We start from the raw sequence: 23519 nt of genomic DNA, 5'->3' as shown, positions 1-23519 counted from the left end.
GCCAGCGGCGGCGGAGCGCCCTCGCACCAGGCCTACCGGGCCTGGGTGGACGAGGTCGCGGCGGGCCTGGCGGGCCGTCCGGCGGCCATCGTGCTGGAACCCGACGTGCTGCCCATCATGAGCAACTGCCAGAGCGCGGACCAGCAGCGCGAGACCATGGCGTCGATGGCCTACGCGGGCAGGAAGCTCAAGGCCGGTTCGTCGCAGGCCAAGGTCTACTTCGACATCGGCAACTCCGCGTGGTTGAGCCCGTCGGAGGCGGCCAACAGGTTGCGCGGGGCCGACGTCGCCAACAGCGGCGACGGCATCGCCACCAACGTGTCGAACTACCGCACCACCTCCGACGAGGTGGCCTACGCCAAGGCCATCCTCAACGCCCTGGGCAACGGCAGGCTCAAGGCCGTGGTGGACACCAGCCGCAACGGCAACGGCCCGTTGGGCGAGGAGTGGTGCGACCCGCCCGGCCGGGCGATCGGCACGCCCAGCACCAGGAACACCGGGGACGGGCAGATCGAGGCGTTCCTGTGGGTCAAGCTGCCCGGCGAGGCGGACGGCTGCATCGCGCCCGCGGGGCAGTTCGTGCCGCAGCGCGCGTACGAGCTGGCGACCGCGAGGAGGTCGACCAGCACGAGCGACGCCCCGGCCTCGGCCGGGCGGTGACCCAGCGCGTGGTCGGCGGCCGGTGGCGTTGATCAGCAGCGGCACCGCGTGCGCCCGACCCCGCGCCCGTCCCGAAGCGGTTCCCCGTCCGGCCCCATCGCCTCCGTCGGACGGGGAACCTCCCCGATCGTCCGCCCCGACGCGGACGAGTTGTGCGCACCCGCGGGCTTGTTCGCGCTAACAAGTCTTGGAGATACGAAACCCTGTCGACTTGATGCTCGGCCGGTTCGCACGTCGTGGAACGTGGTGCCCGCGACGCGGCAGCGGAACAGACATCGATTGCCGATCGCTCGATCATTAACGAAAGTACTTTCGGCAGCGTGACGCGCGGGATGGTCCCGCAGTAGTCCCGGCGGCTTGTCCTTGACGGCGAATGTGACGCGGCTTACCGTCGTGAGCGCTAACAATCGGAGTCAATGCCGAAACTTTCGAGCGATCGCTGCGCCGCTTGCCCGCACCCCTGGGAGACACGACGTGACCCTCCGCCCGCCCCTGCTGCTCGCCGTCGCGGCACTCGTCTTAGCCACCTCCTGCACGCCCGGCGCCGGTGGTGGCGGGGGTGGGGACGGCAAGTCGTTCGAGTTCTGGTCGTTCGCGGCCATCAACCAGAAGCTGTCCGTGGACGCCTACCGGGCCAAACGCCCGGACGTGGAGGTCAAGCTGACCGAGGTGGGCACCTCGGTGGAGACCGCGCAGGCGCTGACCACGGCGCTGGCAGGCGGCAAGGTGCCGGACCTGGTGCTGATCCAGGGCGACAACCTGCCGCAGTTCGTGCAGCAGCCGCAGAACTTCGTGGACCTGCGCACGCTGGGCGCGGACGACATGGCGGGCGACTACCTGGACTGGGTGTGGAAGCAGAGCGTGGCCAAGGACGGCGAGGTGCTGGGCGTGCCCACCGACGTGGGCGGCATGGCCGTGGCGTACCGGACCGACCTGTTCGCCGCCGCCGGGCTGCCCACCGACCCGGAGGCGGTGAGCGCGCTGTGGCCGACCTGGGACGCGTTCATCGAGACCGGGAAGCGCTACAAGCAGGCCACCGGCAAGGCGTTCACCGACAACGCGGCCACCAGCGTGTTCTACCAGGCGGTCAACCAGGTCTCGGAGAAGTACTACAGCGAGGACCGCAAGCTGGTCTACGAGACCAACCCGCAGGTGAAGGCGGCGTTCGAGCTGGGCATCAAGGCGGCCACCGCCGGGATCACCGCCGGGCAGTCCTCGTTCGAGAGCGCGTGGAGCGCGGGCATGGCGCAGGGCCAGTACGCCGCCGTGTCGGCACCGTCGTGGATGCTCAACACCATCCGCAGCACCGCACCCGACACCAACGGCAAGTGGAACATCGCGAAGATCCCCGGCGGCTCCGGCAACTGGGGCGGCAGCTACCTGGCCATCCCCAAGCGCGCGAAGAACCCCCAGGCGGCCTGGGACTACATCAAGGAGATGCAGTCCCCCCAGGGGCAGTTGGAGCACTTCACCCGCGTCGGGGCGCTGCCCTCCACCCCCTCGGTCTACCAGGACCCCAAGCTCGCCGACGCCAAGGACCCGTTCTTCTCCGACGCGCCGACCGGCAAGATCTACACCGACGCGGTGCTCGGGCTCAAGCCGTTCTACATCGGACCCGACAGCGCGACCATCGGCCAGGAGTTCCTCAACGCCATCACCAACGTCGAGCAGAGCGGCGGCGACCCGGCCACCGCGTGGGACGACGCGGTGCGCAACATCAAGACCGCCATCGGCGGGTGACCGCGGTGGCCGTCACGCTCGCCCCGGTGCGCCCGGCCCCGCCGCCCCCGGTCCCGCGGACCTACCGCGGGCTGGGGGAGCGCCTGGCGCCGTACGCCTACATCGCCCCGTTCTTCATCATCTTCGCCGTCTTCGGGCTGTTCCCCTTCGCCTTCACCTTCTACGTCGCGCTGTTCGACTGGAACCCCATCGGCGACCAGGTGTTCATCGGCGTGGACAACTTCACCCGGATGTTCGGCGACCCCCGGTTCTGGAACGCCGCGGGCAACACGGTGAGCATCTGGGCGCTGTCCACGATCCCGCAGCTGCTGCTGGCCCTGGTGCTGGCGCACGTGCTCAACCACGCCCGGCTGCGGTTCGCGCTGTTCTTCCGGATGTCGATGCTGGTGCCCTACGTGACCTCGGTGGCGGCCACCGCGATCGTGTTCGTGCAGCTGTTCGACCGCGACTACGGGCTGCTCAACTGGTTGCTGGGCCTGGTGGGCGTGCAGCCGGTCGACTTCGTGCAGTCCACTTGGGGCAGTCACGTCCTCATCGCCACGATGGTGATCTGGCGGTGGTTCGGCTACACCACGCTGCTCTACCTGGCCTCGCTGCAAGCGGTGCCGCGCGCGATCTACGAAGCAGCGGCGATCGACGGCGCGGGGGCCTGGCAGCGGTTCCGCCACATCACCGTCCCGTCGCTGCGGCCGGTGATCATCTTCACCGTGGTCACCTCCACCATCGGCGGCCTGCAGATCTTCACCGAGCCGCTGCTGATCGCCACCGGCGCGCCGTTGACCTGCGGCGCGGTGCGGCAGTGCCAGACGCTGACGCTGTTCCTCTACGAGCAGGGCTTCGGCCAGTTCGAGTTCGGCTACGGCTCGGCTGTCGGGGTCGCGCTGTTCGTCATGGTCGTGGCCATCGCCGCGGTGAACTACCTGCTGTCCAGCCGGATCAGGGCGGACCGGTGAGCACCGCCGCGCCGCGCTCGCGGCGCCACGGCCGGGTCCGCTGGTGGACCTACCTGATGCTGTCAGCGGCCACCGTGGCGTGCTTGTTCCCGCTGTACTGGATGTTCATCGTGGCCACGACCGACACCGCGACCGCGACGCAGATGCCGCCCGAGGTCGTGCCCGGTGGCAACTTCTTCGCGCTGGCGGGCCTGGTGATGGAGACGGTGCCGTTCGTGCAGGCGCTGCTCAACAGCCTGTTCGTGGCCACCGCGATCGGCGTGGGCCAGGCGGTGCTGTGCGCGCTGGCCGGGTACGCCTTCGCCAAGCTGGCCTTCCCCGGCCGCAACGTCCTGTTCCTGATCGTCCTGCTGACCATGACCGTGCCCACGCAGCTCTCGGTCATCCCGCAGTACATGATCATGTCCGAGCTGGGCTGGGTGGACACCCTGCAGGCACTGGTGGTGCCCGGACTGGCCAGCGCCTTCGGCATCTTCTGGATGCGCCAGCACATCACCGCCACCATCAGCGACGAGCTGATGCAGGCGGCCCGCATCGACGGCGCGAACAGCTGGCAGGTGTTCTGGCGCATCGCCTTCCCCATCGTGCGCCCGGCCGCCTTCGTGCTCGGCCTGTTCGGCTTCGTGACCGCGTGGAACGACTTCCTCTGGCCGTTCATCGTGCTCAAGTCGCCGGAGCGCTACACCGCCCAGATCGCCATCAAGGCGCTGCAGAACAGCTACGACGTCGACCTCGGCCTGGCGATGTCGGGCTCGTTTATGGCCACCGTCCCGCTGGTCGCGCTGTTCGTCCTGGTCGGGCGGCGCATGGTCGCGGGCATCCTGGAAGGCGCCTTCAAGGGGTAGGCCGCCGCGCACCCGCCGCCCGCTCCTCCTACGACATCCCGGAGACAAGAACCCGTGCACACCCCTGACGACCGGCTGCCCGAATCCCAGGCGAACGACTGGTACTACGACAACCCCGTCATCCCCGGCCTGCACCCCGACCCCAGCGCGTGCCGGGTCGGCGAGGACTACTACCTGGTGTGCTCCAGCTTCGAGTACTTCCCCGGCGTGCCGATCTTCCACAGCCGCGACCTGGTGCACTGGCGGCAGCTGGGCAACGTCCTGGACCGGCCGTCCCAGCTGCCGCTGCCGCCCGACGCGGCCGCCTCCGACGGCATCTACGCCCCCACGATCCGCCACCACGACGGCAGGTTCTGGCTGATCACCACGAACGTCTCGCACGGCGGCAACTTCATCGTCACCGCGGAGCGGCCCGAAGGGCCCTGGAGCGACCCGGTGTGGATCGACCTGCCCGGCATCGACCCCGACCTGGCGTGGGACGAGGACGGCAACTGCTGGTGCGCCTTCGCGGGTGCAGACGGACCCGCTTTCCACGGCGTGCGGATCGCCCGCGTCGACCCCGAGGCCGGGAAGGTGCTGGAGGGACCGTTCCCGGCATGGGCGGGAACCGGGTTGCAGTGGCCCGAGGCGCCCCACCTGTACCGCATCGGGCAGTGGTGGTACCTGGTGATCGCCGAAGGCGGCACCGAACGCGGTCACACCGTGGCCGTGGCGCGCGCGCGGTCACCGCGCGGTCCGTGGGAAGCGGCCCCGAACAACCCCGTCCTGACCCACCGCAGCACCAACCAGCCAATCCAGAGCACCGGCCACGCCGACCTCGTCACCACCCCGGACGGCCAGTGGTGGATGATCCTGCTCGGCACCCGGCCACGCGGGTACAGCCCCGGTTTCCACGTGCTGGGCCGCGAAACCTTCCTCACCCCCGTGCGCTGGGAGGACGGCTGGCCGCACGTCGGTCCTGTCAACCTGCGGGAGAGGGCACCTGGCCCCCCTCGACCGCTGGAGGTCGAGCCCGTGCGCGACGACTTCGACGCGCCGGTCCTCGCGCCCCGGTGGATCTCGCCGCGGTCGCGCCCGGACGACGCGTGGTCGCTGACCGAGCGGCCGGGGTGGCTGACCCTGCGCGCCACCGGCTCCACTCTGGACCGACCGGGGTGCACCTTCGTCGGGCGGCGGCAGCGGCACCAGGACAGCCGGACCGCGGTCCTGCTGGACCCCGGTTCCGGCAGGGCGGGACTGTCGGTGCGCATGGACGAGGCCCACCACTACGACCTGGAGGTCGCCGACGGGCAGGTCAGCGTCATCGCCCGCATAGGCCCGCTGCGCCAGAGCACGGCGACGCGCCCCGTGCCGCCGGGCCCGCTGGTCCTGACGATCACCACCCGACCCGCCGCGCAAAGGCCGCCCGCCGAGGGGGAGCCGTCGGGTCTGCACGTCGCCGCGCCCGACTTCATCGCCTTCCACGTCGGCGACGACCCGTTGCCGCTGGCCGAACTCGACGGCAGGTATCTGTCCACAGAGGTCGCCACCGGATTCACGGGGCGGGTGATCGGCATGTACGTCACCGAGGGCACCGCGTGGTTCGACTGGTTCGACCACGAACCGCTCGATGTGCCGCGAGGCTCGTGAGTGACCGCGCGCTCGCGACGCCCCGGCGGCGGAAGCGGCCGGGGCGTCGCGAACCGGGTTGCGGCGCGCCGCCGGTCAGGCGGCGCTGCCCCCGGTCAGGCGGGGCGGTCCAAGCCGAAGAAGGCGATGGCCTGCGCGGCCATGCCCGACGACGGCAGGGAGTGCCCGGCGCCCTGGATGCTGTACGCCTCCACCAGCGTGGTGCCGGAGGAGTCGTTGTAGCGACGGCGGTTCCAGTTGTTCTGCGGCGTGTCGGTGGAGCTCGGCGTCTGGCTCAGGCCGAACACGTTGGTCCACTGCTCGATCTCCTCCTGCAGCAAGGAGTACGGCACGAGCGTGTCCCCGGTGCCGTGCCAGAGCTGGACGCGCGGACGGGTGCCGCTGTAGCCGGGGTAGGCCTGCCGGACCGCGTCGCCCCACTGCTGCGGGGTGCGGTTGGCGCCCCCGCTGCCGGTGCACCGGCTGCTGCCCGGCGGGTAGTCGGCGGCGTTGGCGAAGCAGTTGAAGGGCACGCCCATGAACGCGGCGCCTGCCTTGAACACGTCCGGGTACAGGGCGAGCATCTGGTTGGTCATCATGCCGCCGGAGGAGGACCCGGTGGCGAAGACCTTGGCGGGGTCGCCGCCGTACTGCTGCTGGACGTGCCTCACCATGGACACGATCGACACCGAGTCGCTGCCGCCGTCGCGACGCTTGGCGGCCTCGGACCAGGTGTCGAAGCAGTTGCCGAACCCGGCCTGCTGCTGGGCGCTGGGGTAGATGACGATGAACCCGTGCCGGTTGGACAGCGAGGCGAACTCGCTGCCGGAGTAGAAACCGGGGCCCGAGCCGCCGCAGCCGTGCATGGCCACCACGATCCCGGGATTGGTCGGGCGGGTGTCCGGCACGTAGACGTGCATCCGCATCCTGCCGGGGTTGTTGCCGAAGTTCGTGACCTCGGTCAGCGACGCCGCGGACGCGGAGCCGGGAGTCGCGACGGCCAAGCCGCCGACGAGCAACGACACCACCGCGACGAGGGGAAGACTTCCTCTGATCTTCATGCGCTCGACTCCTTTGTTCCGCGCACGACCGGATGGGGGAGGGGCGGCGGCGGTGGTGGGCGACCGCGGTGCGGGGGAGGCAGGGCCACGCGCGCAGGTGCCCGTCGGGGGCTGTCGCCGGATCGGGGCCAGCACCCGACATGTGACACTTAGCTTGTACCTCGGTCGGGAAACTGTCAACCAAGGGTCTCGGTGGGCGGACCCGATCCGGCTGGAGCCGATTACAGTCGGTGCGACCGCCTGCCCAGCCACGCCGGAGCCGCCGTGACGAGCCCTTACGACATCGAGGAGATCTTCCCCGGCGACTTCCCCGGCGACGCGGTCGAACCCGTCCTGCTGCCCAGGCGGCAGACCGGCAACTCACCGCAGGGCCTGGCGGTCACCCTGCTGGCCGACTACACCCTGCGCACCCGCGCCTGGCTGCCGTCGGCCGCCATCGTGGCCCTGCTCGCCGAGGCCGGTGTCAGCCACGCGGGCGCGCGCACCACCATCAGCCGCCTCGCCCGCCGCGGTGTGCTGGAAGGCAGCAGGCGGGGCCGCAACAGCTCCTACCGGCTCACCGAGGCCGCCGCCTCGGTGCTGACCGCGGGCGGCCGGGCGATCGCCGCCACCGCCACCGACACCGGCCCGTGGGACCGGCGGTGGACCCTGATCGCCTTCTCGCTGCCCCAGGACGAGGCCACCCAGCGGCGCGAGCTGCGCGGTCGGCTGCGCTGGCTCGGGTTCGCCCCCCTCTACGACGGCCTCTGGATCTCCCCCCACGACCTCACCGACAAGGCCAAGGCGCGGCTGGTCGGTCTGGCACCCGGCGGCGTGACCGTCTTCCGCGCCGACCACGTCGAACTCGACGGGATCGGTCGCAAGCCCGTCGACGCCTGGGACACCACCGCCATCGCCCGCCAGTACGAAGCCTTCCTCCAGCGCTGGAGCCCGCTGCTGCCCGACATCCGCGCCGCCCGGATCACCGGCGCCGAGGCGGTCCGGGCCCGCACCGAGGTCATGGACACCTACCGCCGCCTGCCCTACCTCGACCCCCGGCTGCCGCTCGACCTGCTCCCACCGGGATGGCCGCGCGAACCAGCCCGCGACCTGTTCGCCGCGGTCTACGACGGCCTGGCCGCCCCGGCGCAGGACCACGTGCGAGCCGTCGCGGGCGGGTTCACCACCGACCCGCCCACCCTCATCCGCGCCCACACCGTCGCCGACCTGCTGGACTGCGCGCCGACCCCCGCGGACCGCGAGTCGCGCGTCCGGACACCGCGAACCGAGCGTTCACGCACCGCGAGCCGAGCGTTCGGGGCATCGGGTGGTAGTTGACGGCCCGCGCGGGCAGCTCGGGTAGTACTTGCTGACGCGGGCCTGCTCACCCGGCCGCTCTGATCAGCGACAGCGTCTGCTTGCCCTGGTCGGACGTGAAGTCGAGATCGATCCGGTTGCCGACGACCCGGCCGGGCATCGCGCCGCAGGGCCCGGAAGTGGTGCTGAACAGCAGGTGGTCGCCCTCCGCCGCCGTCGTCCCGGCGCAGTGCCACCCCATCGAAGGCAGTTGCGGCTGCGGCATCCGGTCGCCGCCGAAGTTCGGGAAGTTCCACTCCACCGTCATCTTCAGGTCGAACGCCCCGCCCTGGTCCACGGTGAGCACCGACGGCATGTCGCCCACGCTGCCCGACCGCTCCAACCGCCACGTGCCGACGGCCTCGGCGGCGTTCGCCGTGCCGCTCGTGCCGCCCGTGGCGATCTGGTACGCCCCGAACCCGCCGCCCGCGACGACCGCCACGACGAGCACGGGCAGCCCGAGCCCCTTGAAGCTGAACTTGTTGGTCTTGGCGCCGATGTGCTTCACCCGGACGTCGCGCTTGCCCTGGAAGACGTTGTTCCCGTCACCCTGGACGTTGGACCACTGATTCCAGTCCTGAGTCATGGTCACCACCCCTGTGTCACGGATGATGTCAGCGGGGTTGCGCCAACCGTTACCCGATTCGCCCCAACGGGTTAGTCCCTTCTCCGCACGATTGCGCGTTGCTGGAGGGGGTGCTCAGTGCCCGCCGAGCAGGGGCAGAGTGAGGCGGAAGCAGGCACCCTCGCCCAAGGCCGTGTCGAGCTCGACGTCGCCGCCGTGGGCGCGGGCGAGGGAGCGGGCGATGGCCAGGCCGAGTCCGGTGTTGGCGCCGCCCGCGCGGTTGCGGGAGCGGTCGGTGCGGTAGAAGCGGTCGAACACCCTCATGGCCTGGTCGGCGGTGAGGCCGGGGCCCTCGTCCGCCACTTCGAGCACGGCGCGGCCGTCGGCCGTGCCCACGCCGATGCGCACCGCGCTGCCCCTTGGGGTGTGGGTGGCGGCGTTGCCGATCAGGTTGGCGACCACCTGCCGCAGGCGGTCCTCGTCGGCGTGGACCGGGGCGGGGCCCGGTGGCCCGACTCCGCCGGGACCGGTGATCTCGACCGGGCGGGACGGGTCCAGGCCGCGCAGGTCGTGCCGGGCGTCGTTGGCCAGGGTGCGCAGGTCCATCGGGGCGCGGTCGAGCTGGGTCTCGGGCGCCTCGTCCAGCCGGGCGAGCAGGAGCAGGTCTTCGGTGAGGGCGGTGAGCCGGGTGGCCTCGTGGCCGATGCGGCGCATCGCCTCGTCCACGTCGGCGCGCTCGGGCAGCGCGCCCATCCGGTAGAGCTCGGTCGAGCCCTTGATGCCGAACAGCGGGGTGCGCAGCTCGTGGCTGACGTCGGACAGGAACGTGCGCATGCGCGCCTCGGACGCGGCCCGGTCGGCGAAGGCCTGTTCGAGCTGGCCGAGCATGGTGTTGAGCGAGGCCGCCAGGTGACCGACCTCCGTGGTGGGCGCGGCCAGGCCCGGCACGCGCCGCGTGAGGTCGCCGTCGGCGATCGCGGCGGCGGTGTGCTCGATGCGGCGCAGCGGCCGCAGACCCCGGCCCAGGGCGAACCAGCCGACCGCCGTCAGCAGCACGAGCAGCACGGCGCCGCTGACCAGGCTCGTCGTCCGCAGGCGGGCGGTGGTGGCGTCTGCCTCGGCCAGCGGTGCGGCGATGACGACCGTGCCGTCCCACCCGGCGACGTGGCGCGCGATCGCGCGCCACCGCCCCGAGCCGTCCGCGGCCCGCAGGTCGACGGGGGCGCCGCCGGTGGGCACGGTGCGCAGCTCGTCGGACGCGGGCAGCGTCGCGTCGTCCAGCCCGCTGGAGCGCAGACCGCCCGCCACCGCGCCGTTCTCGTCCAAGCGCACCAGGTAGGGGGCGCCGATCACCTCCAGGGCCGGATCGAGCAGGTCGGGGCGGTCCGCGGTGTCGAGGGGGCGGACGGAGGCGGTGGCCGGGGCGTGGGCGATGATCTCGCCGAACGAGCGCAGCTGGGCGTCGACCCGGCCGAGCTGGTAGCGCTCCAACTGGTCGGACACGACCGCGCCGACCAGGCCCAGCCCGGCCAGCAGCAGGCTCGCGGTGAGCAGCAGGAGCCTGGCCCGCAGCGAGAACCGGCCGAGCACGCGCCTCATCCCGAGGGCTCCCGCAGCACGTACCCGACGCCGTGCACGGTGTGGATCAGCTTGGGGTCCTCGGTGTCGACCTTGCGCCGCAGGTACGAGATGTAGGTGTCCACGATGCCCGCGTCGCCGCCGAAGTCGTAGCGCCACACCCGGTCCAGGATCTGCGCCTTGGACACCACGCGCCCGGCGTTCTCCATCAGGTAGCGCAGCAGCCGGAACTCGGTGGGGGAGACGCGGACGGGCAGCCCGGCCCGCGTCACCCGGTGCCCCTCGACGTCGAGCGCGAGCGCGCCCACCACCAGCACCCCCGCTCGCGGACCCGAGGTGCGGCGCAGGATCGCGCGGATGCGGGCGATCAGCTCCTCCAGGTCGAACGGCTTGGTCACGTAGTCGTCGGCCCCCAGGGCCAGGCCCGCGACCTTGTCGGCCTGGCGGTCCCGCGCGGTGAGGAACAGGACGGGGACCGGCCCCCGGCGGCCCTGCGCGCCCTGCTCGCGCAGCCGCCGGACCACCTCGAACCCGTCCACGTCCGGCAGCATCACGTCGAGCAGCACCAGATCGGGCGGCTGCGCGGTGGCCGAGGCGACCGCCTCGGCCCCGGTCGACGCGGAGGTCACCCGGAACCCGGCGAAGCGCAGCGTCGCGGACAGCAGTTCCCGCACGGTGGGCTCGTCGTCCACCACCAGCAGCGTCATCGCCCGCTCCGGTTCCTCCACGCGGGCCAGGATACGGACGCCCACCGGAGGGCACCCCGGACGAGCAGGCTGCCCGCGAAGCCCGCCGCCGCGCCGCCCGCGCACCCCATTCCCAACGCGGCCAGGGGGTTCGTCGCCGCCCACGCCTCCAGCAGCGGGAACGAGAACCCGAAGGCGCCGACGCCGAGTTCCACCGACACCCCGGCCCGCAACGCCAGGACGCCCAGCGGCACGCCCACCACCGCGCTCGTCACCGCGCCGTCGCGCGCGGCACGGCGCAGCGGCCCACCGTCCCGCGCACCGGCCAGTGCGACCACGATGCCCAGGACCAGCAGCACGGCCGACGCCACCCACGTCAGCGACCCGCCTGGCGCGGGAGGCGCGACACCGTCGAGGACGCACGAGAGCGGGCCGTCCGACCTCACCGCCCACGGCACGCCCAAGCCGAGCGACAGCACCCCGAAAACCACCAGCGGCAGCACCAGCAGGACACCGCCCACCGCCATCGCTCCGCCCGCCGCCCACGCGGCGAGCAGGCACACGGCGCTGAGCCCGCCCACCACCCACAGCGCACCGCGCACCGCGATCCGGAACCGCACGACCAGCCAGCACAGTCCCACGACCGCGCACACCCAAGCCACCGCACCGGCCAACGTCGGCCAGAGGGGCACGGAGAACCCGACATCGAGCGCGCCGACGGACCCACCGCGGCCGAAGGGACCCACCTCGGGAAGCCCGCAGACACCGGACCCGCCACCCGCCGCCGCACCGCCGGGCAGCGCCGCCCCACCACCGGGCAGCGTCACCGCGCCCCGAGCCGCCGCCACCACCGCCACGACACCCGCGAGGAAGGTCACGGCCGCCGCCGCCCCACGGACGAGCAACCTGTCCCGGTGACGCAGCAGCAGCCAGCCCAACACCACGGTGCCGACCAGCGTGACCCCCAACGGCACCACGCCGACGCCGCCCCGCACCACGAGCGGCAGGTCACCCGCCCGCACCGCGTCGAACTCCGCCGAGCCGCCCACGGCCAGGGCGACCACGGCCGCCGTCAGCCCGCCGAACCCGCCGATCCGCCCCGCGTCCAGCAGCGCCAGCCCGGCCGTGGCCACGGCCGCCATGCCCGCCAGTGCCGCGACCGCCGCCGCGGCACCCCGGAGCACGTCACGCCACGCCGCCATCACACGTCCCGGCGGTGGAAGAGGACGAACCCGGCGGCCAGCACGGCGGCGATGCCCAGGCACATGCCGCCCAGGTTCAGCCAGGGGTGCGGGTGGGCGGGGTCGGGGACCGTCGTGAACACCGCCGCGGCGCCCTGGCTCGGCCAGAAGTCGAGCAGACCCCGCAGCCACGAGGGGAGCAGACCGGACAGGGCGGGCACCAGGAACACGATGCCCACCAACGTGGCGATCGCGCCCGCCGTGGCGCGCAGGATCGTGCCTAGGCCGATCCCCAGCAGCGCGATCGCCGAGAGGTAGAGCCCGCCGCCCGCCACGGCGGAGAGCACGCCGGGATCGCCCAGCGCCGCGTTCGGCACGTCCTGGGCGGCCAGGAGCGCCTGGCCGAGCAGGAAAGCGGCGAACATCAGCGCCTGGCCCGCCACCACGGCCACGGCGGTGGTCACCACCACCTTGGCCGCGAGCAGCCGGTGCCTGCGCGGCGTGGCCGCCAGCGACGTCCGCACCAGGCCGGTGGCGTACTCGGAGGTGACGACCAGCGTGCCGTGCACCCCGATGATCAGCTGGGCCACCAGGTACGAGGTCAGGCTGAGGTTGGTCGGGTCCCACGCCAGCCGCTCGGCAGCCGACGCGCCCCGGTAGGTCTCGCCCGCCCGCCCCATGGCCAGGGCCATGACGCCGAGCCCGACCGCGAACAGGCAGACGAGCATGTACCAGGTGGAGCGCAGGCTGCGGAACTTCACCCACTCCGCGTGCAGGGTGTGGCCGAACCGCGCCCGCCGCGCGACGCCGTTCACGCGGTCACCCCCCGGTACTCGACGCTGTCCCTGGTCAGCTCCATGAAGGCGTCCTCCAACGAGGGGCGGCGCGGGGTGAGCTCGCTGAGCGCGACGCCGTGGTACGCGGCGAGCTTGCCGATCTCCTCGCCGGTCAGGCCGGAGACCACCAGCGACGACTCGGGCCCTTCCCGCACGGTGGCGCCCGCCGCGGTCAGCAGGGGGGTGAACGCGGCGGGCTCACCGGTGCGGACGAGCACCGTGCCCTCCCCGCTGCCGCGCAGGAACTCGCTCACGCTCGTGTCGGCGACGAGCCTGCCGCGGCCGATCACGACCAGGTGGTCGGCGGTCTGCGCCATCTCGCTCATGAGGTGGCTGGAGACCAGCACCGCACGGCCCTCGCGGGCCAGGGAGCGCATGAAGCCCCGGATCCAGCGGATGCCCTCGGGGGCGAGCCCGTTCACCGGTTCGTCGAAGATCAGCACCCGCGGGTCGCCGAGCAGGGCCGCCGCGATGCCCAGCCGCTGCCGCATGCCGAGCGAGAAGCCACCCGCCCGCCTGCCCGCCACGCCCTCCAGCCCGGTTCGCGCGAGCACTTCGTCCACCCGGCGCCGGGGCAGTCCGCTGCCGACGGCCAGCGCCAGCAGGTGGTCGCGGGCCTTCCGGTCGCCGTGCACAGCGCCCGCGTCGAGCAGCGCGCCCACCTCGGTCAGCGGCGCGGGCAGGTCGCGGTAGCGGCGTCCGCCGACGGTGGCCGAGCCGCTGGTGGGCGCGGCCAGCCCGAGGATCATCCGCATGGTCGTGGACTTGCCCGCGCCGTTGGGCCCGAGGAACCCGGTCACCTGTCCGGCCTCGACGGTGAACGACAAGTCGTCCACCACGGTGTCGGGGCCGTACCGCTTGGTCAGCCCCCGCACGTCGATCATCGTCATGGTGCCGAGAGTGGCGACCCGACCTGATCGATCACTGGGAGTTCCTGTGAGAACCGGGGGAATCCGGCCCCTGACCGCGGTCGCGGCGGCGCATTCACAGGGAACACCCAGATCCGGCGGTCGCCTGCGGACCGGGTGCCGCCCCGCCCCGTGCCGCGCGCAAGGGCGGGACGTGCCGGATGATGTCGTGTCATGACCGAGGACAACGGCGGTGCCGACGGTGTTGACGACGAGCCGGACAGGTCGCCGTCGGCGGGGCGGATGGGGAAGGCCGCGGAGTACCTCGTCGCGGCGTCGTGCATGTTGGCGTCGCGGGGTGAGTTGAACGTGTCGACCTCTCTGGTCGACGACGAGGGCGTGGACCTGGTGTTCAACCGGCGGGACAGCAGCGCGACGCTGGCCGTGCAGGTCAAGGCGCGCATGTCGGACAGCAAGAGGGTGCGGTCGGAGACGTTCGTGGCGTTCGTCCGCGCGCAGACCTTCCGGCGCCGTCCGAACCTCGACATGCTGTTCATCGCCGTGGACGTCGACCGCGGCGCGATCATGACCGCGTGGTTGGTGCCCAGCCAGGTGTACGCCGCGGGCGCGGGGAGGCCGACGAGCAGGGACCGGTACAGGTTCTACGCCTCGATGAAGCCCGACGCCCGCGACCGCTGGGTCGACTACCGCCTGGCACCGTCGGAGCTGGCGCCGCGAATCCTGGCCAGGTTGGCCGAGTTGAACACGGTGTGACGGGGTGCGGCCGCCGGGACCTCCTGGCGTCGACGACGAGGCCGTCCGGTGCCTGCCGCCCTACATCGAGGAGGCGGCCGCGGCGGCAGGCCGCCTCCTCGTGGGCTGATGGGGTTCCCGAGCGGGCGGGGACGATCAGAGGAGGGTGAACCGGTAGGAGTGGCGGTTGAGGTGCATGACCATGCACGACAGCATGGCGCCGCCCTTGGCGAACTCGCTCAGGTTGATCAGGGCGACCTCGAAGCCGAGACGGCTCGCGATGTCCTCCAGCTCCCGGTTCTTGGCGAGCTCGGCCTGGTACTCCTCGGTGCCCGCGCGCAGGTCGTGGATGTGCGAGGCGTTGAGGACGATGTTGTGCAGGCGCACCGAGTTGCACAGCCCCGGATAGGCGGCGCGGGTGGACACGTCGATGACCTCGGTGTGCTTCTCCAGCAGGCGCAGGTCCTGCGGGTCCAGCGCCTCGGTGCACACCAGCGTCTGCTCGCGGGTGATCGGGAACACCAGGCAGTCCAGGTGGTAGAGGCGCGGGTCGGTCATGGCCACCTTGACCACGGTCATGTCGTAGGAGCGCTCGAACCAGTCGTAGGTCTCCGGCTGCGAGCGCAGGCCGTACCCGCCGACGTAGACGTTGTCGTGCAGGTGCTTCAGCTCGGCCTCGCCCTCGAACTTCGTCTCGGGCACCACCACCCGGTAGCCCATCGACTCGAAGAACCGCCTGCCCACCTCGGTCTCGCCGACGCGCGGCGGGGAGCTGAAGTTGGCCAGCACCACCGTGTTCCGGTCGGGCAGGTGGTCCAGCACGATGCCCAGGTTCGCGGTGAACACCAGGTCCTGCAACCCGTTCAAGCGCGGCGTGGGCAGCAGGTAGACCAGGCTCTCGGCGGCCAGGTACCGGTAGAGGGCGAGGAACTGGGTCATCGCCCTGCGCATGTCCGGGCGTCGCTCCTCCTCGGCGATCTCCTCCATCCAGACGTTGTTGGGCACCTCGGTGGAGTAGGAGAACGGCGCGTTGAGCAGGAACGCGGGCACGTCGAACTGGGTGGGGTTGAGGGGGCGGTCCACGGGGGCGGTCACGGGCGCGGTCCTTTCGTCGCCTGGGTCGGCACCACGCGCACCAGCGCGTCGTTGCCTGCTTCGACGTGGCATCCCGGCTCGCACAGCGGGACGAAGTCGTAGTGGTCGGACAGGGGGATGATCAGGTCGACCTGCGAGCCGAAGCGGATCTGGGAGAACCGCTTGCCCTGCCCGACGGGCCGGTTCTGGCCGAGCGCGAACGGGGTGATCGAGTCCACGTCGTAGTCGGCGATCTGCAGGACGTAGTAGGACTGCCGCAGGGCGGGGACGTCGATCCGGTTGACCATCCGCTGGTTGTGCCACAGGTAGTCCGTGGCGTCGGCCCTGATCCGCAGCTCGTCGACCAGTCCCTTCTCCATGTCCAGCATGGGGCGGTTGATCGTGTCGATCGCGCTGAGCTCCCGGTAGGACAGCCTGCCGGAGTAGGGGACGCGGTTGATGTGCACGTCGTAGAAGGTCATGAAGATGCCGATGACCAGGCTGGTGGCGGCGTAGGACTCGTCGCGCAGGGCCGCGCGCACGGTGTACGGGCTGCCCTTGATGTCGATGACCGGGCCGTCGGGCCGCACGACGTCCTGGTAGAGGATGACGCCGTCGGCGGGGGAGAAGAAGTAGGAGGGGTCGACGCGCACGGGCCGGATCGGGTCGCGGAAGAAGTGGTGCTGCGACAGCCAGGGGATCGACTTGTCCCGGACCGGTGCCACGTCGTCGGCGACCCAGTCGCGCAGTGATTTGACCATGTTCTCGTCTCGTTCGTCGGATCGTCGGTCAGTGCTCGCGGGTCAGCACGGCGGTGCCGTTGTTGCTGCCGAACCCGAAGCTGGTCACGGCGGCGACCCGGCGACCGGTGGTGGGGATCGCGCCGGGGGCCAGCCGCAGCCGCCGGGTGGGTTCGGGGTCGGTCAGCCCCGCGGTCGGGGGCGCTTCACCGATGCGCAGCGCCATGGCCGCCGCGGCGATGGCGGGGAAGCCGGAGGTGTGCAGCAGGTGGCCGATGGCGCCCTTGTGCGAGCTCACCGGCAGGTCGTGCAGCCCGAGCCCGGCCGCGACGGCTTCCAGCGCGGTCAGTTCCGCGCTGTCGCCCTGGGTGGTGCCGGTGGCGTGCGCGTGCACGTGGTCCAACCTGTCCAGTCCCGCGTCGGCGAGCGCCGCCTCCACGCAGTCCTGGATCAGGGCGGGGTCGGAGGCGGTGGGTTTCCCGGTGCCGACCCGGCAGCAGGTCCCGGCCACGACGAGGTCGGTCGCCGCACCCCGCCGCGCCGCGTGGTCCTCGGCTTCCAGCACGATCGCGCCGCCGCCCTCGCCCAGCGAGATGCCGGACCTGCCGCGGTCGAACGGGCGCGCGGGGGTGGTGCTGATCGCCCGGACCGCGCGCATGCTCGCGTACTCGTAGTGGTTGAGCGCCGTGCCGCCCGCGACGAGCACGACATCGGCCAGCCCGGCGTCGATGACGTCGCGGGCGAACCCGAGGCCGAACACGGCCGAGGCGCAGGCGTGGGTCAGCAGGGCGGTGTTGCCTGCCTCGTGCGGCTGGACCGGTGGTCCGACGAACTCCGCCCAGTCGGCGCCGAACCCCGCCTCGTGGCCGGGGGCCTGGCCGGTGAGCACGACCACCGCGCTCTCGGGGAGCCGGGCCAGACCAGCCGAGGACAGCGCTTCGACCACGGCGGCGTCGAGGTATGCCTGCTTGCGGGGAACGCCCGCCACGGCATCGGTGGGCACCTCCCCCACGGCTTCCCCCTCGTGCGGTGGCGCCGCGAACCGCCTCGGCGGCGCGAGGGCGCTGCGACCGGCGCGCAGCGCGGTCCAGAACACGTCGAGCCCGCGACCGAACGGGGTGACCAACCCCAGGCCGGTGATCACCGTCGCGCTCATGCGGGCACCCCCGCCGTCGAGGACCGCCGCGCCAGCGCGGCCAGCAGCGCGCCGGGCATCGCGTCCGCCTCCACCGGGGGAAGGTCCGCGACCGAGGGCGAGGTCATCGCCAGGGCGACGACCGCGCACCCCGGATCGCCGAGGGTGTCCTCGTCCAGCGGCGTCACCTCGCAGACCAGCACCGGGCCGCGGGCGGCGAAGCGCTCCGCCAGCGCCAGGACCCGCTCGGCCCCCAGGCCCGCGACCAGGTGGCAGCGACCGCGCCAGCCGTGGCTGATCGCGAAAGCCCTGATCAGCTCGGAGGTCTCCAGCCCGGTCGAGTCGGAGGGGCGCACCTGGCGTTCGGTGCTCGCGCAGCGGCGGGCGAACCGGCGGGCGGCCCACTTGCTGTAGGCGTCCGCCACGACCAGCAGGGGGACCTCCGGCGCGACGTCGTCGGGCACGGCGGCGAGGGCCGCGGCCAGCGTCCCGCCGACCGCGGCGGTGGTGGAGGGGTACTGCGCGGGAACCAGGCCGGCGACGGGGCGCCAGGGGACCGTCGCGCCCAGGGCCAGGCCGGTGCGCGGTGGCGCGGCGGGGAACTCGCCGTGGAGGTCGTCCATGCCGGGCGGGGTGTCGGTGAGGCGGACGTCGACGTCGACCACCGCGACCTCGCCCCGCGCGCAGGCCGCCCACGCCCGCCGCAGCGCCGGTTCCAGCTCCGCTCTCGTGGTCACCCCGGGGCCCTGCGGCGGCGGATCGGAGGCGAACGGGTAGCGGACCGGGTCCAGACCGTTGCGGTCGAGCTGCGCGTGCAGCCACCCGTAGCCGCCGTTGCGCAGCACGACGTAGAGCACGCCCCCCGCTTCCCGCCGCACCGTGGCGAGATCGGCGTGGAACAGGGTGAACGCGCCGTCACCGACGAAGGCGACGACCGGGCGGTCCGGCGCGGCCAGCCGGACCCCGGCCGCCGCGGCGGCACCGAAGCCCAGGGCCGTCTGCTCCGAGGGGACCACGCTGCCTCCCCGCTCACCGCACACGTAGTACGGCGAGAAGTACGACCACATGTCCTGCAGCCCGTTCTCCTGGACCAGGACGCGATCGGCGGGCGTCACCGCCTCGACGGCGGCCAGCACCTCGGCGACGTGGACGTGCTCGTCGGTCCTCATGCGCGCCAGCGCCGACTCGGCCAGCGCGGCGGCGCGGTCGCGGCACCGGGCGACGGTGCTCAGCCAGGGCTCGCGCGGGGGCTGCCCGGCCAGCGCCTCGGTCCAGGCCGCCAAGGTCGCCGCGCCGTCGCCGAGCACCCGGTGCCCGCCGTACTCGGTGGACAGCTCCGCGGCTTCGACGTTGACCTGGACCACGGGGACCTCCGAGCCGATCCGCTCCGGCCAACCGGTGGTGGCGGTCTCCTCGAGCCTGCTGCCCACCGCGATCACCAGGTCCGCCTCCTGCCACAGCCGCTCGGTGCCGGGCGGGGTGTAGAGCCCGGACAGGCCGCAGAACAGCGCCTGCCGCTCCGGGACCGCGCCCCGACCGGAAGCCGTGCAGAAGATCGCCGCGCTCACGGTCGTGGCGAAGCGCTCCACCACGCCCTCGCCGTTGTGGTGCCGCATCCCGCCGCCCACCAGCACGACGGGGCGCAGGCTGGCCCGGATCAGCTGGTCGACCTCCGCGGTCAGCGGCGCGGCGGCGGACGCCCGCAGCGCGGCCTGGTGCGAGGCCCACGGCCTGCTGATCCCGACCGGGGTGGTCGTGAGGTGGTCGGGGAACTCCAGGTACACCGGACCCGGTGCACCCGAGGTGGCCACCAGGAAAGCCTTTTCCAACGCCGGGCCCACCCGGTCGGCGTGGTCCACCCGGTGCGCCCACTTCACCAGCGGCGCCACCACCGCGAGCTGGTCCAGTTCCTGGAAGGCGCCGGTGCCCCGCCGCTCGACGGCGGTGCCGCCCGCCAGCACCACCACGGGGGCGCCGGAAGCGCGCGCCTCGACCAGGCCGGTGACCGCGTTCGCCGTGGCCGGGCCCTTGCCCACCACGCACACCGCGGGTCCGCCGGACTGCAGGGCGTACCCGGTGGCCATGAACGCCGCGTTGCGCTGGTCGCGGCACAGGACCATGCGCAGACCGCTGTCCCGCACCGCGCGCAGCACGGCGAGGTCGTCCCCCGGCAGGCCGAACAACGTCGACACCCCGGCGCACCGCAAGTAGTCGGCGGCGGCGTGCCACGCGCCCGGGAACGAGGTCATGACGCGGCCTCCGCGGCCACGGGCAGGTGGTCGGCGACGGCCTTGGAGATCAGCAGCGGCTCCGCGACCCGCTTGCCGCCGTAGGCGGCGTAGTTGGCGACGACGCCGTACCCGCCGAAGGGCTTGTTCCCGTCGTCCACGTCGAGCAGGGTGCGGTTCACGCAGACCAGGTGCCGCCTGGACAGCAGCTCGGTGGTCGCGCTGTCCTGCCCGTAGACCATCGCGGCCATCGCCCGGTCGTTGAGGTGGGGCGTGCGCAGGAACGACCGGAGCTGCTCCGGGTCGGTGTGCACGACGACGTTGAAGATCGGCGAGAACAGCTCGTCCAGCTTGAGCCTCAGGTCGGAGGGGCGCACCAGGACCGTGGGCTCCAGGTGCCGCTCGCGCAGGTCCAACCGTCCACCGTGGACGATGTGCTCGCGGTGCCGGTGCAGGTACTCGGTCGCGGTCTCCAGCGCGCTGTCGTAGAACAGCGGTCCGTAGTCGGCGTCCCGGTCGCGGTAGGGACCGTAGCGCAGGGTCGTCAGCCGTTCGGTGAGCAGCCCGACGAACCGCTCGGCCTCGCTGTCGGCGACCAGGAACACGTCCGGGCCGAAGCAGTCCTGCCCGCTGTTGAGCATCCGGATGCGGATGGCGTCGGTCACGGCCAGCTCGACGTCCGCGCCCGGCAGCACCAGGAACGGGTTGACGCCCTGGCCGAAGAACAGCATGAGCTGGTCGGGGCGCAGCTGCGCGCGGATCTGCTCGGCGTTGCGGTAAGTGCCGGTGAACACGACCACGTCCGCGGTGGTGACCGGTCCCTCGACGAACCGCCGCTGGGACAGCGGGCTGATCTCCACCGGCAGCCGGTGCACCGGCGCGAGCAGCTCGTGCAGCCGCCGGGTGGTGTCGGCGACCTTCGCCGACGGGCGGAAGGTCACGCGCTCGGTGTAGAGCAGCGGGATCAGCAGGTGCAGCACGTAGGAGTAGCACAGGACGTTGGAGGACATGAACACCGCCAGCCGCGACAGGCCGCCCGGCCGGTGGGTGGCGACCTCGTCCTCGGCGCCATCCAGCGCGGCGAGCGCGCTGGCCAGCTCGACGCGGGCCGCCTTGTGCGGCGAGATCTCGCACAGGACGTCGAGCAGCGGTTCGGGGTTGTCGCGGATGAACCGCGCGACCGCGCGCAACGCCTCGACCCGCTCGGGGAACGGCACCGGTGGGTGAGGGGTGACCGGCGACCTCGCCACCGTGCGGCCCGCCAGGCGGGCCAGCTGCGCGGAATCCGGTTTCCCATTGTTGTTCAACGGCATTCCCTTCACGACGACGACGCGGTTGGGCTGCTCGTAGGCGGGCATGAGGGCCTGGAAGCGCGCCCGCCAGTACCGGCTGTCCCGCTCCTGCGGGTCGGCGACGACGAACACGAGCTGGCTGCCCCGGTCGGGGTCGTCGACCGGCACCACTTCGACCGGCGCACCGCCCTCCGAGGCCCTGCGGGCCAGCGCCTCCGGGTAGAGGGTGTGGCCCATGCGGTGCACCGCTCCGTACCGGCCCAGCACGAACAGGTGGCCGTCCGCGTCCCGGTAGCCGATGTCGCCGGTGCGGTAGGGCCCCGGCGGCAGGGCGGTGATACCACCACCGGCCGCCAGGTAGCCGCTGGTCAGGTCGGGGGAGCGCACCAGGACCTGTCCCAGTTCACCCGGTTCGGCCTCGCGGCCGTCCTCGGTGCGCACGCTGACCTCCACGCCGTCCAGCGGGAGCCCGCAGCCCACCGGCTCGGTCGGCGTGGCCAGTGCGATGTTGCCGGTCTCGGTGCTGCCGTAGCCGTCCAGCAGGGGACGGCCGATGACCTGCTGGAAGCGCTCGGCGAGCCCGCGGTCCAGCGGGCTGCCGCCGACGCACCACATGCGCACCCCGCGCAGCGCCGCCAGCAGGTGCGGTCGCTGCCGCACCAGGTTCAGCACGGTCCGGTAGGTCATCGGCGTCGCGTCCAGGACGGTGGCGCCGGAACGACCCGCGAGTTCCACGGCGTGGTCGACGCGGCGGTGCGGGGTGATGACCAGCAGGCAGCCGGTCTGCCACCACGCCAGCACCAGGGAGAGGCCGTACTGGTGGGAGAACGGCAGCAGGGGCAGCAGCACGTCGTCGGCCCGGTAGCCCATCCGACGCCGCGTGCGCGCGATGTTGTCCAGGAAGGACTTGCCCGAGCGGACGACGCCCTTGGGCGGGCCGGAGGAGCCGGAGGACCAGGTGATCAACCCGTCCGGCTGGGCGTACCACCTGGCTGTCGACAACGGCTCGCCGCCACCGGCCGAGTGCGCGCCTTCGGCGACGAGCGCGGCGAAGGTCGCTCGGCCGACGGCGGGGACGATGTCGTCGTCGGCGTCGGTGACGACCCACCGGACCCCGGCCAGTTCGGCGCAGCGACGCAGCTCCCCAGGGGTCTGGAGGTGGTCCAGCAGAACGATCGAGGCGCCCAGGTGCACCAGGGCGAGCAGGACGATGACGTACTCGGCGGAGTTGTCCCCGCACACCATGATCCGCTCACCCGCGCGCACCCCGCGTGCTCGCAGGACCGCGGCGACCCCGGTGGCGGTCGACTCGACGTCGGCGCGGGACAGCTCCGGTGTGCTGGACCGCTCGGCCAGCAGCGCCGCTTCCGACGACCTCACCGGGCCACCTCCGGCGCGGCGACGACCGGGGTGCTGATGTCCTTGGCGTAGCAGACCCAGCAGGCCCGCTGGTCGCGTCGCGGGTCGTAGACCCCGAGGAACTCGAACAGGCGCAGCGCCCCCGTGGGGTTGGCGGTGTTGACGCTGAACGCGGTCCCGGTGTAACCGGCCTCGCGGGCCATCCGGTCGTTCTCCGCCAGCAGCGACCGGTAGAGGCTGCGGCCCCGCATCCCCGGCGGTGTGCCGATGTAGCCGACGTAGATGTCCTTCTGCCCCGGTGCGGGCGAACCGGACTCGAAGGAGTAGCACAGCAGGTACGACCGCACCGCGTCGTCCCGGTCGAGCACGAGCAGGGACATCTCCGGCAGGAAGGTGGGGCTGCCGGTGAACTGGCGCCGCCAGCGCTCGCGGTCGACGTAGCCGTCCTCCGACTGGTCGACGAACGCGGCGTTGTGCGCCGAGCGGACCTCTTCGTCCAGGGCGGGGTCGTAGGGCACCATCCGCAGCCCCTCGGGCAGCGCGCGCGGAGTCAGCGGGGAGACCTGGTCGAGGCGGGAGTAGATCTCGTAGTACCACAGGGTGGGCCGGAGGCCGAGGCGCCGCAGCATCTTCTCGTGCGTCCCGTTGTGCTCGGCGCACCACGCCCGCACCTCGCGGCGCTGCCCGGTGGCCGTGGCACCGCGGGCGAGCGCCCTGCCGTGCGCCCAGTCGAGCAGTCGCGTCCCCAGTCCCCGCCGCTGGTGGTCCGGGTGCACGCAGCCCTGCATCTCGCACCGCCAGTCGCCTTGGGCGGTGCGGTCGACCAGCACCGCGGCGAACCCCACCATGAGCCCGTCGCGGAACACGCCGACCGTGTCGCGCTCGGGCACCAGCTTCCCGCTGGCCAGCGTCTGGGCGAACTCGGCCGCGGTCGTCTCGGTCACCGGCCGGTCGTCCAGGTCGAACGCGAGCACCAAGCGCTCCCACTCGACGCCGTCCGCCGGGCGCAGCGGTCGCCAGAGGTACTCCTCGGGCACGCCGA

Annotated in this window: 20 protein-coding genes; 7 read left to right on the top strand and 13 right to left on the bottom strand. The window is 72.5% G+C overall.

Annotated features, from left to right (window positions below; translation table 11 throughout):
* From IEZ00_RS30995 to IEZ00_RS30975, 5 genes are all read left to right on the top strand, one after another.
* Window positions 1–660 (top strand): glycoside hydrolase family 6 protein (locus IEZ00_RS30995; RefSeq protein WP_229796272.1); only part of this gene is annotated, 660 nt, incomplete at its 5' end.
* Between the two features lie 474 nt (window positions 661–1134).
* Window positions 1135–2400 carry an extracellular solute-binding protein gene (locus IEZ00_RS30990; protein WP_189226900.1) on the top strand — a complete coding sequence of 422 codons (1266 nt, stop codon included), beginning with the start codon at window positions 1135–1137 and terminating at the stop codon, window positions 2398–2400.
* Window positions 2397–3353, top strand: coding sequence for a carbohydrate ABC transporter permease (locus tag IEZ00_RS30985; protein ID WP_189226899.1), 957 nt, complete (start codon window positions 2397–2399; stop codon window positions 3351–3353). Before IEZ00_RS30990 ends, IEZ00_RS30985 begins: the two co-directional genes overlap by 4 nt.
* Entirely contained in the window at window positions 3350–4198 is an 849-nt protein-coding gene (locus tag IEZ00_RS30980; RefSeq protein ID WP_209617564.1) for a carbohydrate ABC transporter permease, read from the top strand. The genes IEZ00_RS30985 and IEZ00_RS30980 overlap by 4 nt, the downstream gene beginning before the upstream one ends.
* 54 nt (window positions 4199–4252) lie before the next feature.
* Window positions 4253–5827, top strand: coding sequence for a glycoside hydrolase family 43 protein (locus IEZ00_RS30975; RefSeq protein ID WP_229796271.1), 1575 nt, complete (start codon window positions 4253–4255; stop codon window positions 5825–5827).
* 95 nt (window positions 5828–5922) lie between these two features.
* Here IEZ00_RS30975 and IEZ00_RS30970 read toward each other — a convergent pair whose 3' ends face one another.
* A complete protein-coding gene (locus tag IEZ00_RS30970; RefSeq protein ID WP_189226898.1) occupies window positions 5923–6867 on the bottom strand; it encodes an extracellular catalytic domain type 1 short-chain-length polyhydroxyalkanoate depolymerase in 945 nt (314 codons plus the stop codon).
* A gap of 264 nt (window positions 6868–7131) precedes the next feature.
* Here IEZ00_RS30970 and IEZ00_RS30965 point away from each other — a divergent pair, with 264 nt between their 5' ends.
* The gene (locus IEZ00_RS30965) at window positions 7132–8184 is read left to right on the top strand and encodes a PaaX family transcriptional regulator (protein ID WP_189226897.1); all 1053 of its coding nucleotides are present in this window, start codon (window positions 7132–7134) and stop codon (window positions 8182–8184) included.
* Window positions 8185–8230: 46 nt separating this feature from the next.
* On the opposite strand, the gene IEZ00_RS30960 is transcribed toward IEZ00_RS30965, so the two are convergent.
* From IEZ00_RS30960 to IEZ00_RS30935, 6 genes are all read right to left on the bottom strand, one after another.
* On the bottom strand, window positions 8231–8788 hold the full coding sequence (locus IEZ00_RS30960) for a hypothetical protein (protein ID WP_189226896.1): 558 nt from the start codon (window positions 8786–8788) through the stop codon (window positions 8231–8233).
* Window positions 8789–8902: 114 nt separating this feature from the next.
* Entirely contained in the window at window positions 8903–10366 is a 1464-nt protein-coding gene (locus IEZ00_RS30955; RefSeq protein ID WP_189226895.1) for a sensor histidine kinase, read from the bottom strand.
* A complete protein-coding gene (locus IEZ00_RS30950) occupies window positions 10363–11052 on the bottom strand; it encodes a response regulator transcription factor (RefSeq protein ID WP_189226916.1) in 690 nt (229 codons plus the stop codon). Before IEZ00_RS30950 ends, IEZ00_RS30955 begins: the two co-directional genes overlap by 4 nt.
* Window positions 11049–12233 (bottom strand): streptophobe family protein, encoded by a 1185-nt coding sequence (locus IEZ00_RS30945; RefSeq protein ID WP_189226894.1) that lies wholly within the window; start codon window positions 12231–12233, stop codon window positions 11049–11051. Before IEZ00_RS30945 ends, IEZ00_RS30950 begins: the two co-directional genes overlap by 4 nt.
* The gene (locus IEZ00_RS30940) at window positions 12233–13027 is read right to left on the bottom strand and encodes an ABC transporter permease (RefSeq protein WP_189226893.1); all 795 of its coding nucleotides are present in this window, start codon (window positions 13025–13027) and stop codon (window positions 12233–12235) included. Before IEZ00_RS30940 ends, IEZ00_RS30945 begins: the two co-directional genes overlap by 1 nt.
* A complete protein-coding gene (locus IEZ00_RS30935; protein ID WP_373293232.1) occupies window positions 13024–13932 on the bottom strand; it encodes an ABC transporter ATP-binding protein in 909 nt (302 codons plus the stop codon). The genes IEZ00_RS30940 and IEZ00_RS30935 overlap by 4 nt, the downstream gene beginning before the upstream one ends.
* Before the next feature lie 198 nt (window positions 13933–14130).
* Between IEZ00_RS30935 and IEZ00_RS30930 the strand changes: the two genes are divergently transcribed.
* Window positions 14131–14670, top strand: a complete 540-nt coding sequence (locus tag IEZ00_RS30930) for a hypothetical protein (RefSeq protein ID WP_189226891.1) — start codon at window positions 14131–14133, stop codon at window positions 14668–14670.
* Between the two features lie 135 nt (window positions 14671–14805).
* On the opposite strand, the gene IEZ00_RS30925 is transcribed toward IEZ00_RS30930, so the two are convergent.
* The 6 genes from IEZ00_RS30925 to IEZ00_RS30895 are packed head-to-tail and all read right to left on the bottom strand — an operon-like array spanning window position 14806 to window position 23514.
* Window positions 14806–15744, bottom strand: coding sequence for a dimethylarginine dimethylaminohydrolase family protein (locus IEZ00_RS30925; protein WP_229796270.1), 939 nt, complete (start codon window positions 15742–15744; stop codon window positions 14806–14808).
* Complete coding sequence (locus IEZ00_RS30920) at window positions 15741–16484, bottom strand: phosphatidylserine decarboxylase (RefSeq protein ID WP_189226889.1); 744 nt, start codon at window positions 16482–16484, stop codon at window positions 15741–15743. Before IEZ00_RS30920 ends, IEZ00_RS30925 begins: the two co-directional genes overlap by 4 nt.
* Window positions 16485–16512: 28 nt before the next feature.
* Window positions 16513–17619, bottom strand: a complete 1107-nt coding sequence (locus tag IEZ00_RS30915) for a beta-ketoacyl synthase N-terminal-like domain-containing protein (protein ID WP_189226888.1) — start codon at window positions 17617–17619, stop codon at window positions 16513–16515.
* The gene (locus IEZ00_RS30905; RefSeq protein WP_229796269.1) at window positions 17616–19847 is read right to left on the bottom strand and encodes a thiamine pyrophosphate-binding protein; all 2232 of its coding nucleotides are present in this window, start codon (window positions 19845–19847) and stop codon (window positions 17616–17618) included. The genes IEZ00_RS30915 and IEZ00_RS30905 overlap by 4 nt, the downstream gene beginning before the upstream one ends.
* Window positions 19844–22498 carry an aldehyde dehydrogenase family protein gene (locus IEZ00_RS30900; RefSeq protein WP_229796268.1) on the bottom strand — a complete coding sequence of 885 codons (2655 nt, stop codon included), beginning with the start codon at window positions 22496–22498 and terminating at the stop codon, window positions 19844–19846. The genes IEZ00_RS30905 and IEZ00_RS30900 overlap by 4 nt, the downstream gene beginning before the upstream one ends.
* Window positions 22495–23514 (bottom strand): GNAT family N-acetyltransferase, encoded by a 1020-nt coding sequence (locus IEZ00_RS30895; RefSeq protein WP_189226887.1) that lies wholly within the window; start codon window positions 23512–23514, stop codon window positions 22495–22497. Before IEZ00_RS30895 ends, IEZ00_RS30900 begins: the two co-directional genes overlap by 4 nt.
* Window positions 23515–23519: the final 5 nt, after the last annotated feature.

The sequence above is a fragment of the Saccharothrix coeruleofusca genome (assembly GCF_014648515.1).
Classification (GTDB): Bacteria; Actinomycetota; Actinomycetes; order Mycobacteriales; family Pseudonocardiaceae; genus Actinosynnema; species Actinosynnema coeruleofuscum.
This window is presented reverse-complemented; position numbering and strand designations above follow the sequence as displayed.

Excerpts from the sequence above, each read along its gene's own strand:
- IEZ00_RS30970 (WP_189226898.1), bottom strand. The coding sequence starts at position 6,867 with ATGAAGATCAGAGGAAGTCTTCCCCTCGTCGCGGTGGTGTCGTTGCTC.
- IEZ00_RS30960 (WP_189226896.1), bottom strand. The coding sequence starts at position 8,788 with ATGACTCAGGACTGGAATCAGTGGTCCAACGTCCAGGGTGACGGGAAC.
- IEZ00_RS30955 (WP_189226895.1), bottom strand. The coding sequence starts at position 10,366 with ATGAGGCGCGTGCTCGGCCGGTTCTCGCTGCGGGCCAGGCTCCTGCTG.
- IEZ00_RS30950 (WP_189226916.1), bottom strand. The coding sequence starts at position 11,052 with ATGACGCTGCTGGTGGTGGACGACGAGCCCACCGTGCGGGAACTGCTG.
- IEZ00_RS30945 (WP_189226894.1), bottom strand. The coding sequence starts at position 12,233 with ATGGCGGCGTGGCGTGACGTGCTCCGGGGTGCCGCGGCGGCGGTCGCG.
- IEZ00_RS30935 (WP_373293232.1), bottom strand. The coding sequence starts at position 13,932 with ATGATCGACGTGCGGGGGCTGACCAAGCGGTACGGCCCCGACACCGTG.
- IEZ00_RS30930 (WP_189226891.1), top strand. The coding sequence starts at position 14,131 with ATGACCGAGGACAACGGCGGTGCCGACGGTGTTGACGACGAGCCGGAC.
- IEZ00_RS30920 (WP_189226889.1), bottom strand. The coding sequence starts at position 16,484 with ATGGTCAAATCACTGCGCGACTGGGTCGCCGACGACGTGGCACCGGTC.
- IEZ00_RS30915 (WP_189226888.1), bottom strand. The coding sequence starts at position 17,619 with ATGAGCGCGACGGTGATCACCGGCCTGGGGTTGGTCACCCCGTTCGGT.
- IEZ00_RS30905 (WP_229796269.1), bottom strand. The coding sequence starts at position 19,847 with ATGACCTCGTTCCCGGGCGCGTGGCACGCCGCCGCCGACTACTTGCGG.